General features: G+C 70.8%; 10 protein-coding genes and 1 pseudogene. 7 read left to right on the forward strand and 4 right to left on the reverse strand.

The features are described from left to right. Window positions 1-25: 25 nt before the first annotated feature. Both Ade02nite_RS23160 and Ade02nite_RS23165 read right to left on the reverse strand, forming a co-directional pair. Entirely contained in the window at window positions 26-2,068 is a 2,043-nt protein-coding gene (locus Ade02nite_RS23160; RefSeq protein WP_239168984.1) for a hybrid sensor histidine kinase/response regulator, read from the reverse strand. A 60-nt stretch (window positions 2,069-2,128) separates the two neighbouring features. Next, entirely contained in the window at window positions 2,129-2,824 is a 696-nt protein-coding gene (locus tag Ade02nite_RS23165) for an SIR2 family NAD-dependent protein deacylase (protein ID WP_203767502.1), read from the reverse strand. A gap of 126 nt (window positions 2,825-2,950) precedes the next feature. Between Ade02nite_RS23165 and Ade02nite_RS23170 the strand changes: the two genes are divergently transcribed. Beyond that, a complete protein-coding gene (locus Ade02nite_RS23170) occupies window positions 2,951-4,006 on the forward strand; it encodes a lytic polysaccharide monooxygenase auxiliary activity family 9 protein (RefSeq protein WP_203767515.1) in 1,056 nt (351 codons plus the stop codon). A 220-nt stretch (window positions 4,007-4,226) separates the two neighbouring features. On the opposite strand, the gene Ade02nite_RS23175 is transcribed toward Ade02nite_RS23170, so the two are convergent. Continuing rightward, the gene (locus tag Ade02nite_RS23175; RefSeq protein ID WP_203767518.1) at window positions 4,227-5,165 is read right to left on the reverse strand and encodes a ribose-phosphate diphosphokinase; all 939 of its coding nucleotides are present in this window, start codon (window positions 5,163-5,165) and stop codon (window positions 4,227-4,229) included. Between the two features lie 69 nt (window positions 5,166-5,234). On the opposite strand from Ade02nite_RS23175, the gene Ade02nite_RS23180 reads away from it, so the two are divergent. From Ade02nite_RS23180 to Ade02nite_RS23200, 5 genes and pseudogenes are all read left to right on the forward strand, one after another. Next, window positions 5,235-6,077 carry an ABC transporter ATP-binding protein gene (locus Ade02nite_RS23180; protein ID WP_203767534.1) on the forward strand — a complete coding sequence of 281 codons (843 nt, stop codon included), beginning with the start codon at window positions 5,235-5,237 and terminating at the stop codon, window positions 6,075-6,077. A gap of 6 nt (window positions 6,078-6,083) precedes the next feature. Beyond that, window positions 6,084-7,250: a UDP-N-acetylglucosamine--N-acetylmuramyl-(pentapeptide) pyrophosphoryl-undecaprenol N-acetylglucosamine transferase gene (locus tag Ade02nite_RS49485; RefSeq protein ID WP_239168985.1), complete on the forward strand. Its 1,167-nt coding sequence runs from the start codon at window positions 6,084-6,086 to the stop codon at window positions 7,248-7,250. Between the two features lie 69 nt (window positions 7,251-7,319). After that, window positions 7,320-7,517: pseudogene (locus Ade02nite_RS49490) on the forward strand (oxidoreductase); the annotation flags it as partial. Window positions 7,518-7,798: 281 nt separating this feature from the next. Next, window positions 7,799-8,227, forward strand: coding sequence for an SMI1/KNR4 family protein (locus tag Ade02nite_RS23195; protein ID WP_203767537.1), 429 nt, complete (start codon window positions 7,799-7,801; stop codon window positions 8,225-8,227). A gap of 165 nt (window positions 8,228-8,392) precedes the next feature. Further along, entirely contained in the window at window positions 8,393-8,920 is a 528-nt protein-coding gene (locus tag Ade02nite_RS23200) for a hypothetical protein (RefSeq protein WP_203767540.1), read from the forward strand. A gap of 673 nt (window positions 8,921-9,593) precedes the next feature. On the opposite strand, the gene Ade02nite_RS23205 is transcribed toward Ade02nite_RS23200, so the two are convergent. Further along, window positions 9,594-10,052: a hypothetical protein gene (locus Ade02nite_RS23205; RefSeq protein ID WP_203767543.1), complete on the reverse strand. Its 459-nt coding sequence runs from the start codon at window positions 10,050-10,052 to the stop codon at window positions 9,594-9,596. A 179-nt stretch (window positions 10,053-10,231) separates the two neighbouring features. Here Ade02nite_RS23205 and Ade02nite_RS23210 point away from each other — a divergent pair, with 179 nt between their 5' ends. Beyond that, entirely contained in the window at window positions 10,232-10,816 is a 585-nt protein-coding gene (locus Ade02nite_RS23210) for a hypothetical protein (protein ID WP_203767546.1), read from the forward strand. The last annotated feature ends 635 nt before the right edge of the window (window positions 10,817-11,451 follow it).

The following is an 11,451-nucleotide window of genomic DNA, read 5'->3' on the forward strand; positions in this document are numbered from 1 at the left end:
TTCGGTAGGAGTCGCGCGATTCCCGTTACTTGGCGGAGCCGGCCTCGTTGCCCTGCGTGGACGGTTGCGGCCCGGCGAGCGTGCGGATCGCGCCCAGCAGCGTCGAGCGGGTGAACGGCTTCTCGATCAGCATGCTGTTGTCGTCGAGGTGCAGCTGCGGGCCGAGCGACGCCGCCGTGTAGCCCGACATGTAGAGCACCGGCAGGTCGGGGCGGTGCGTGCGCAGCGCCGCCGCCAGCTCCGGGCCGGTCATCGTCGGCATCACCACGTCGGTGATCAGCAGGTCCGGCTGCGCTCCCCCGGCCACCTGGGTCACCGCCTGGAGCGCGTCGGTGGCCACCGTGATCGCGTATCCGGCCGGCTCGATCAGCCGCTGCACGAGCTGCGCCACCTCCGGCTGATCCTCGACGATCAGGACGCGGCCGATGACCGAGGGGGCGCCCTGCCGCCCCTCGGCCGAGGCCGGCTTCTCCTCGGCCGCCGGCAGGTAGAGGTGCACGGTCGTGCCCATCCGGGGCGCCGACTCGAGCTCGATGTGCCCGCCGAGCCCCTGCACGATGCCCGCCGTCGTGGCCAGGCCCAGGCCCGCCGCGGTCGGCCGGGTGGTGAAGAACGGCTCCAGCGCGCGCTTGCGCACCTCCTCGGTCATGCCCACGCCGGTGTCCGTGATGACCATGTGCACGAGCCGGCCGGGCGGGATGCCCTCCGCCCGCGCCTTGTCGGCCTCGATCACCTCGTTCATCGCGGCGACCCGCAGCATGCCGCCGTGCAGCATCGCGTCGCGGGCGTTCGCGGCGAGGTTGACCAGCGCCTGCTCGAGCGGCCCGCGCTCGGCACGCACCGGCCACACGTCCGGACCGAAGGCCAGGTCGAGACCGATGTGCTCGCCCAGCGTACGGCTGAACAGGGATTGGACGTCGGTGAGCAGGTCGGGGATCGGAATGATCTCGGGCCGGTTGCCCTCGCTGCGGCCGAACGCCAGCAGCTGGTGGGTGAGCGTGCGGCCGGTGCCGACCGCCTCGAGGATGTCCGCGGCGAGCTTGTGCGTCGGATGGTCCTCCGGCGTCGTCGCCGTGATCATCTCGGCCGAGCCGCCGACGACCGTGAGCAGGTTGTTGAAGTCGTGCGAGATGCCGCCGATGAGCTGGCCGAGGCTGTCCAGCCGGCGCAGGTGGTCGAGCTGGCGCTTGAGGCCGCGCGCGTCGATGTGGTCGGTGGTGTCGGTGACCATGCAGACCACGCCGTTGAAGGTGCCGTGGTCGTCGGTCAGCGGCATCATGCTCATCCGCACGCTGCGCTGCGAGCCGTCGGCGCGCATGAGCCGGGTCGCGCCCACTGTCGAGCGGCCCTGCATGCACTCGTTGATGCGCCGGTTGAGCTCCTTCTGGCCCTGATCGTTGAGGAAGCCGCGCAGCGAGACGCCGACCAGCTGCGACCGGGGCATGCCGAGCACCACGCCGATCGGCTCGTTCGCGTAGGTGATGACGCCGTCGTGGTCGAGTTGGAGCACGCCCTCGGGGATCGTCTCGAGCACCCGGCGGTAGCGCTCCTCGCTGGCGCGCAGCCGTTCCAGGGCGCGCGCGCTCGAACACGCGAGCGCCAGCTCACCGGCGATGTCGCGGGCCAGCTCCACCTCGGCGGTCGAGTACGAGGAGCCCGGCGCCTCGCGGGTCAGGACCAGATAGCCCGCGTACGTGTTGTCGACGATCACCGGGCACAGCACGGCCGCGTGGATCTCGTGCTCCTCACCGGCCAGCGGCTCGACGCCGTCGCCGGCCAGCACGATCGGACGGCGGCTGGCCGCGAGCGCGGTGGAGAAGTCGTCGTCCGGGAGCTGGTCGGCGTGGTCGAGCACGCGGGCCAGCGACGCCGACCGCTCGTCGTCGATGTGGTGGTAGGTGATGCGGTCGTAGCGGCCGTCGTCGCGCAGCAGCTGCACGCCGCCGCCGTCACCGATCATGTCGGCGGCCGCCCGCGCCGCCGTCGACTGCACGGCGGCGGGATCGTGCGAGACCCGGCTGAGCGCCAGGGCGAGATCGGCGAGCGCGTACCGGAGGGGGTAAGCCATGACACCCATGACGACATGATCCGCGCCTTAGGGTCGGCTTGGTGGCGGTTCGCCAGCTTTTTACCCTGTGGCTTCCCTGAGTAGGGCCGGCAGCACGGTCGCGGCCGGTCCGCGCAGGCTGACCTCGGCCACCTCGTCCAACGGCGTCGGCTGCGGGTTGACCTGGATGACGGCGGCGCCCCTCGCGGCCGCCAGGTGCGGGATCTCGGCGGCCGGATAGACCAGCCCGGACGTGCCCACGGTGATCAGCAGGTCGCAGTCCGAGGCGGCGGCGACCGCCTTTTCGAGCGCCTCGGCGGGCAGTTGCTCCCCGAACCACACGACGCCCGGCCTGGCCCGGCCCCCGCACGAGCCGCAGAGGTGGCCTCCGCCGACGGGCACCGGCCGCTCGCAGGCCGAGCAGCGCGGGGCGAAGAGGCTGCCGTGCAGGTGGACGGGATCCTTCGAGCCGGCGCGCTCGTGCAGGTCGTCGACGTTCTGGGTGATCAGCACGCCGCCGATCGCGGCCACGGCCTCGTGACCCGGGTTGGGCCGAGCCTTCTCGACCTCGGCGCGGCGCCACTCGTACCACCGCCAGACCAGCTCGGGGTCGCGCTCGAACGCCTCGGGGGTGGCCAGGTCCTCGGCGTTGTAGCGCTCCCAGAGGCCGGTGAGGGAGTCGCGGAAGGTGGGGATGCCGCTCTCGGCGGACATGCCGGCGCCGGTGAAGACGACGACGCGCCGGGCGTCCCGGAGGAGTTGCGCTGCGGACCGCATGAGCCTTTGTACGTTATTGACAATTGTCGATCTCACGGCCATCGTGGTGTCCACACGCCGGCAACCCCCCGCGGAGACAGAGGGCAGCTCTCCGCCGCGAACCGAGCATGCGGAGCACGAGCCCTCATGAGAGCCAAATCCTTGATCATCAGCGCGCTGGCGGGCATCCTCGTCGCCGCTTTCACCGTCCTCGCCCCCACCGGGCCGGCCTCGGCGCACGGCAACGTCACCGGGCCGGCGTCGCGCAACTACGGCTGCTTCGAGCGCTGGGGCAGCAAGTTCCAGGACCCGGCCATGGCCACCCAGGACCCGATGTGCTGGCAGGCGTGGCAGGCCGACCCGAACGCCATGTGGAACTGGAACGGCCTCTTCCGCGAAGGGGTGGCCGGCAACCACCAGGCCGCCATCCCCGACGGGCAGCTGTGCAGCGCCGGGCACACCGAGAACGGCCGCTACAACGCGATGGACGCCATCGGCAACTGGCAGGCCACCAACGTCGGCAACAGCTTCGACGTACGCCTCTTCGACGGCGCCCGGCACGGCGCCGACTACATCAGGGTGTACGTGACGAAGTCCGGCTTCAATCCCACGACCCAGGCGCTCAAGTGGTCCGACCTCGAAAGAGTCGCCGAGATCGGCAACACGCCCGCGGCGCAGTGGCCCGAGCAGCTCAGCAACGGCGTGGCGATCAACGTCCCGGTACGGGTGACCGGCCGCAGCGGCCGCGCGATGGTCTACACGATCTGGCAGGCCAGCCACTCGGACCAGTCGTACTACTTCTGCAGCGACGTCAACTTCGGCGGCACCACCACGTCACCGCCGCCGACCACCACGCCGCCGCCGCCCACGACCACGCCCCCGCCGACCACCACGCCCCCGCCCGCTCCGGGCGCCTGCTCGGCCACGTACGCCGTGAGCAGCCAGTGGCAGGGCGGCTACCAGGGCACCGTGACGGTCACCGCGGGCTCGTCGGCGATCAGCGGCTGGCGGGTGACCCTCACGTATCCGTCCGCGGCGACGGTGCAGCAGGGCTGGAACGCCACGGTCACCTCCAGCGGCAGCACGGTGACGGCGACGAACGCCGCCTACAACGGCTCCCTGGCGGCCGGCGCCTCGACGTCGTTCGGCTTCATCGGCTCCGGCACCCCGGCGACTCCGGCCGCGGCTTGCACAGCCACCTAGCGCTCAGCCGACCGGGGAGTTACATTCATCTATGGGAGCGCTCCCAGCAACGTAGTCGAAACATCGGCGAAAGGAGCTGAGCTCGACCCGGCGGATGAACATGTGCTGCGGGGGACGGAGTCTTGCCCTCCCCGTCCCCCGTCCCTAAGCGGCGCCCCTCGGCGCCGTCGTCTCCACCGTTCGGGCAAATCCGAGATTTCGGTTTCGCGGCGCTGCGGACTCAGGCGAACAACGCGCTCACCGACTCGCCGTTGTGGATGCGGCGCATCGCCTCGGCCAGGGCCGGCGCCACCGACAGGATCTTGAGCTTGTCGGTGCGGTTGGCGTCCGGGATCGGGACCGTGTTGGTGCAGACGATCTCCTCGACGTCCTTCTCGTCGGAGAGGCGCTGCACGGCGTTCGCGGCGAAGAGCCCGTGCGTGCAGGCCACGCGGACACTGCGCACGTCACGCTCGCGCAGGCGATCGAGGAGCTCGAAGACCGTGCTGCCCTTCGCGATCTCGTCGTCCAGGACGATCACGTCCTTGCCGGCCACGTCGCCGATCACCGTACTGATCACGACCTTGTCGTCGGCGTAACGCTGCTTCGCCCCGGCGGCCACCCCCACACCGAGCAGCCGCGCGAACGCCGCCGCCTCCTTCGCGTTGCCCAGGTCGGGCGAGACCACGACGGTGTTGCTCAGGTCGTACCCCTGGAAGTGTTCGGCCAGCTCGCGCAGCGCGTGCAGGTGGTCGACCGGGATGCTGAAGAACCCGTGCACCTGCGGCGAGTGCAGCGTCATCGCCAGCACCCGGTCGGCGCCCGCCGTCGTCAGCAGGTCCGCCACCAGCCGGCCGCCGATCGAGATGCGCGGCGCGTCCTTCTTGTCGCTGCGGGCGTACGCGTAATGGGGCAACACCACCGTGATGCGCCCGGCCGACGCGCCCCGCGCCGCGTCGAGCATGAAGAGAAGCTCGACGAGGTTCTCCTGCGTCGGCGGCACGAGCGGCTGGATGAGGAAGACGTCCCGCTCGCGGCAGTTGCCCTGCAACTGCACCTCGATGGCGTCGTTCGCGAACCGCGAAGTCTTGGTCGGCAGCAGCGGCACACCCAGGTGGTGGCAGATCTCGGCGGCCAGTTCGGTATGGGCGGATCCGGAGAAAACGGCGATGTCACGCACGCACCCACCCTAGAATGCGCAGCCGTAGCGGCTCGTCATCCACCTGACACGTTCGCTAGCGTGTGCGCCATGAACGGACTCGCCGTGGCCTGCCGCCGCGTGGTGCACATCTATCGGGCCGAGGCCGGCGACGTGGTCGCGCTGGCCGGCGTCGACCTCTCCATCGCCCCGGGCGAGACCATCGCGCTGGTCGGGCCGTCCGGCTCCGGCAAGTCCACGCTCATCGCCCTGCTCGCCGGGCTCATGCGGCCCTCGGCGGGGCGGATCAACATCGGCACGTACGACATGGGCAAGCTCTCCGACGGCGAGATCAGCCGGCTGCGGGGCACCGAGATCGGTGTGGTTCTGCAGGGCGCGGCGCGCAACCTCCTGCCGTACGCGTCATTGCACCGCAACATCTGGCTCGCGCAGCGCCGCGCCGCGCACACGCGGGGCATCACGCTCGACGACCCTGACCGCATCCTCGACCTCGTCGGGCTGCCGGGGCAGGGCCGCCAGCGGCTGTCCGACCTGACCCCGGGCGGGCGGCAGCGCGCCGCCCTCGCCGTGGGCATCGCCACCGGGCCCGGCCTGCTGCTGGTCGACGAGCCCACCAGCCGGCTCGACACCGCCGGCCGCGACGAGGTGCTGGCCGCCATGGAGACCGTCAACGCCGAGCGGCAGACCACGATCGTGGTGGTCACCCACGACAACGAGGTGGGCGCCCGGCTGGGCCGCGCGGTCACCATCCGCGACGGCCGAGTGGGCGCCGAGGGCCGCGACGGCCAGGACTTCGCAGTGGTCGCCGGCGACGGCACGGTCCAGCTGCCCCCCGAGGTGCTGGGCAGCTATCCGCCCGGCACCCTGTTCACCGTCCAGCACATCGACGGCGAGGTCACCCTCGTCCCCGGTGGCACCGAGCACGCGGCCTGATCGACGATGTCCCTCTACAGCACCCAGCGCCTGCACTCCCTCCGCATGATCGTCACCGGCGGCGGCACCGGCGGCCACACGTACCCGGCGCTCACCACGGTCAACGCGCTCCAGGCCCGGCTCGCCGAGACCGGCACCGCCCCCGAGCTGCTCTGGGTCGGCGTCGCCGGCGGCCTCGAGGCCACGATCGCCGCCCGCAACAACATCCCGTTCAAGGCGGTCACCACCGGCAAGCTGCGCCGCTCACCCAACCCGCGCGAGCTGGCCCGCAACGTCGTCGACGCGTTCCGCATCCCGCTCGGCATCATCCAGGCCGCCCTCACCGTGGCCCGCGTCCGCCCGGCGGTCGTGCTGAGCACCGGCGGCTTCGTCTCGGTGCCGATCGGCCTGGCCGCGGCGCTGTTCCGCGTGCCCTACCTGCTGCACGAGCAGACGCTGAGCCTCGGCCTGGCCAACCGCATCCTGGCCCGGGTCGCCACCCGCGTCCTGCTCAGCCACGAGGCGTCGCTCGACCACCTGCCGGCCCGGGCACGCAGCCGCGCCGTGGTCACCGGCAACCCGATCCGCCCCGCGGTGCTGCAAGGCGACGCGGGCAAGGGCCTGGCCGCGTACGGCCTGGATCCGGCGGTCCCGCTCGTGCTGGTCACCGGCGGAGCCTCCGGCGCCCAGCAGGTCAACCGCATGCTCACCGGCGCGCTGGCGCACCTGCTGCCGTACTGCCAGATCGTCCACCAGTGCGGCAGCCACGGCCTCGCCGAGATGCAGCAGGTGGCAAGCGCCCTGCCCCCGCACCTGGCCCACCGCTACCGGGTCGTCGACTTCATCCACGACGAGCTCCCCGACCTGCTCGCGGCGGCCGCCGTCGTGGTGGCCCGCAGCGGCGCCGGCACGGTCGCCGAGCTGACGGCGCTGGGCAAGGCGTGCGTGCTCATCCCCTACCCGTACTCGGCGGGCGACGAACAGCGCATCACCGCCCGCCACCTGTCCGAGCAGGGCGCCGCCGTCATGCTCGACGGCGACCAGGCCACACCAGACCATCTGCGCGACACGCTGACCGCCCTGCTGGCCGATCCGCACCGGCGCGCCGCCCTGGCGCAGGCAGCCACGGCCCACGGCCGCCCCCACGCCGCCGACCAGGTGGTCACCGAGATCCTGACCGCGGCGGCCGGCTGACGCGCCGTCAACTACGGCGTTCCCGGGGTCGCCGAGCACGCCCACTTCATCGCGGGCAAGCGTTCCGCGCTGCGGCTGCGTAGCCGCCTGGCCGGCCTCGCAGCAGGCAGGACCGTCCTGGTCGTCGGCGGTGGCCTCACCGGCATCGAAACCGTCACCGAGATCACCGAAGCCCGGCCCGACCTTGCGGTCTCCCTCGCCGCCCGCGGCGGCCTCGGCGACTGGCTGAGCGACAAGGCGCAAGATCACCTGCGCAAGGCCTTCGACCGGCTCGGCATCACCGTGCACGAGCACACCGATGTTGCGAGCGTCGAGCCGACCGGCTCGGCTCGCTGGCCGACTACAGCATGCGCCCCGGTCCTACGACCAGCACCGTGGCAGAGCTGCTGGGCCGGCCGGCCCTCGCCTTCGCCGACTGGGCGCGGGACAACGCAGCCGCCTTCAGCCGCTGACCTGCGTCAGCGTCGCCAGTCATGGCGCAGCTCCGAGCTACGTACTCTTCTCGGCGTCTGCAGGACTGGAACGGCGGGAACGGAAGGAGCCACACCATGGTGGACTGGGTGGACGGGGCGATCGATGACCCCCAGCCGGCGTCGGACACAGCGGTGCGACAGGCGCAGGACGAACTGGAGGTCCGCCTGCCTCCGGACTTTCTGGCTGTCGCACAGATCCACCAGGGCGCCGCTCCGGTCCCCGCCGGGATCGACCTGCCCAACGGCTTCGGCACCGCGGTCGACCATCTGCTTCATTTCGAGGATTCGCCGTTCGTCAGCAACATCGTCGCCGCCATCTTTCCGCTGCTCGATGTGCTGGACGAGGGGATCATCCCGTTCGCCGCCGATGTGGGCGGCGACTTCTTCTGCTTCGACTACCGCGCGGACGACGACCAGCCGTCGGTCGTCTTCTGGAGCGTGGACTGGGGGATCGTGCCGCTGGCGCCGGACTTCGCGGGCTTCCTCGGCATGCTGCGTCCCTAGAGTGAGACAGACGACGTACCGCCTGCCGAGATCGCGCATGGGCGTCGAACAGCGCGCGTATTCGCGGGCCGGAAGCGCAACACGTGACCGCGGCGAATCACGGGACAGGCCGCCTCCGAGTGCACCAGACGCGGCCCGCCCCGACCTGTTGGTGAAAGGTGCAACATGCCACTCGTGGGCACCTACCGTGGTGAGGCCCTGCCCTACTACGGCCGGCTGATCATCGCCGACCCGTCGCTGTCCGGCTCCGAGGAGGCCGATCTCGGTCAGTGCGTGGCCGACTCCGAGGCGGCGATCATCGCCGGCAACCGCTGGCGGGTGGCGGTGAAGGCCGGCCAGGACACCCTGGCGATAGCGGTCACCATCGAGCTGTGGGACACCACGCCCGACACCGCTCCCCGCGCCGGTTGGGAGGGCCGCCGCGATCTCACCGTCGAATTCCCGGCGGGCCGGCTCGCTGTCGAGAACATCGCGGCCGGCCCGATCCCGCTCTCCCCCGGCTACATCGAGCACGTGTCACTTCCGGCCGGCGCCGGTCCATACCACGTCACGGCGTGGCACCGGGGCCGCGACCGAGCCGCCGCGAAAGTTCAGGAACTCTGGGACGCCGACGAGGCCGGCGACGACATCGAGTCCGAATACGCCCGGCTGGCCGGTCTCGAGGAATACCTCCTGCGCCTCTGGCCCGCCTGATCACCCCGCCGACAACCGCCCAGACGCCCGCAGCCAGCCCGGCCGCCCAGGCGACCCGCGACCACAGGGCCGGCGCGTGCTGCCATCGCACCATCAAGTCAACCAGGTCGCGATAGCTGACCGCACCCCGGACGACCTGCCCGAACCCGATCGCCGCCACTGTCCCCGCGGCCACCACCGCCAGACAGACGACCAGAACCCGGCTCCGACTCCACAGCCCAGCCCTCCGCCACATCCCCTCGGCCCGCGCCGGCTCCCCCCGTGTCAGAAGGTATCCACAGCGGACGAGGGACGTGACACTTCGATGGCCGGCCTCGATCAGAATGCGCCGCCTGACCACCTGGCCCGGCGCTGCGGGCGTGGCCCAGCTGGTCGCCCGCGCGTCAATGACGGCTTCAGGGCATCGAGAACGGACGAGGCCCTGGCCAGCACCATGGCTGGTCAGGGCCTCATTTGAGCCGCCTGCCGGAATCGAACCGACGACCTACGCATTACGAGACCAAGAGCGATCGTTGATCGGGCTGCGTGTCCGCCGGACTGCGGAAATGCTTGCCAAGACCCGACAGCGCTCCACTTGAAGATCCGGGCACAGCCCAAGCCTCCAGAGACAGAGCCTTGACTTGTCGTCAGGCCGCCCGCATCGCGGCGAAAGAGTACGTCGGTCTCCCGGAGCTCAGTCCCAAGAGTTGAACACCGTTCCGCCCACGCTGGCCGGTCGCCACGAATCAATCTGCATCCACTCCGCCTTGCCCAACGCGGCGGTGTCCACGGCGCCGAGCGGTGAGTCGAGCACCTGACGACTTATCACGACGAAGCCGATCTCGGAGAACTTCGCGGCCCAGGTCGGCGGGTGGACGAAGGCCTTCGGCTCGAGGTCACCGGTGCCCACTTCCGCGAAGGCGATCAGCGGGTACATGGCGTTGCAGAGGATCGCGAGCTGGTCATTCGACGTGACGACTACGGCGGAGTGGAAGCTGCGCGGATATGCGCTCCCAAGAAGCTGTTCAACGGCACCACCTGCGGCCCGTGCGGCCTCGTAGCAACCACGCCGGAACGTGCGGACTGGGACCTCTGGCAGCTCTGGCTCCTTGGCGGAGCGAAAACCCGTCACTCCTCGTTCCAGCCGAAACACCGCATCATCCTCCCCGCGCCCGGTGACACGATACGACGGCGCACGGACAGAGCGACTCGACGCACTCGCATCGGCAGATGTGCGCAGTGGATCCGGCCTTGCCGGAGCTGCGCGGGGTGGAGTCGGGGGCGATGGCCCGTGTCGGGCCGGCGGTGGACCGCGGCTTCTATCGTCGAAGGATGACTCGGATCCCGAGCGGCGTCGCGTGGCGTCCCTACTTGCGTGCGCTTGCCGGCGCCGGACTCGACGTTGCGTCGGCCGGCGCCTGGGTTGCGGCCGGCGACCTGTCCCCGGCTCGTCGCCGTCTGGCTCGTGGGGCGTTGGCGGCGATCGCCGCCGCCGGGGCGATTCCGGAGGTTCGCGCCTGGCGCTCGACCGTTGCGGGCACCGAGCGTGCCGTCCCGGGTGCCCGTTCCGGGCTTCCTTTTGTGGATGTCGGCATCGAGCTGCCGGCCGCCGAGCTGTCCGAGGAGGAGGCGGCGGAGGGGCGTCGGCGAGCTGTCCTGGCGGGTGCTGTCGGCGTCGGCGTGGTCATCACCGCGGTGGTCGTCTCGGTCGGCGCCGCGGCGGCAAGTCGGGAGTGGGAGCGGCGCTGGCTGGCGCGGCTCACCCGGCACGGCCACTCGCACCCACACCGGGCCCTGGCCGTGCGCATGGCCGGTTTGTACGCGGTGTTGGCGGTGCCCAGCCGGTTGCTCGCCGCCCGGCAGGACACGCAGGCCGGCCGCCGGATCGCCGGGGACCACACCACAGTTCCGGAATGAGTTCAGGGTGGCGCCGCATCACGCTCAGCGTGCGTGACTATGTCCGAGAGTGACGTGCCAGCTCCGAAAGTCGACGCTGGCACGTAAAAGCACGAATACGCCACGCCTGCACTCAATTGCACGGTCCTATTACTCGCGCTCTTACCTGTTCCGCGGTCACGGAGACCCCCGTAGAAGCCCGACTGTTCACACCAGAACAGGAAGGCGACCGCACCGGCCGCGACGCCCATTGCAGCTCCAACGCTAATTAGCCACTCCGTTGCACCCCGTCGGAGCGGGTGAACCGCAGAAGGCTGATCCTCGGGACGCAATACTTTCGATTTGATCACATAGTTGTCATCCTCCGCGGAAATGAATCACGTGGTGTGGCTGCCCATGCTCGACCCGGTGCGCTGACACTCGGCAGTTCAGGTCGCGGGGCAAGACAGACCGTCGGCCACGCAGCGTAACGGCGCTGGGCAGGCCACCGCGCACGGTCGGCGGCAAATGAGGGCACACAAACAAAGCCCATCCAGAGTGCCGTCGCGTTGCGACGCTCGCCGCCGTTGAGGAGATGGTGTCCCAAAGGTCGCTACCGGCTCGTCGCCGAGGGGCACGCTGACGGCGTGCGAGTCGGCCGGGCCTGCCACGCGCTA

The organism is Paractinoplanes deccanensis, from assembly GCF_016862115.1.
Classification (GTDB): Bacteria; Actinomycetota; Actinomycetes; order Mycobacteriales; family Micromonosporaceae; genus Actinoplanes; species Actinoplanes deccanensis.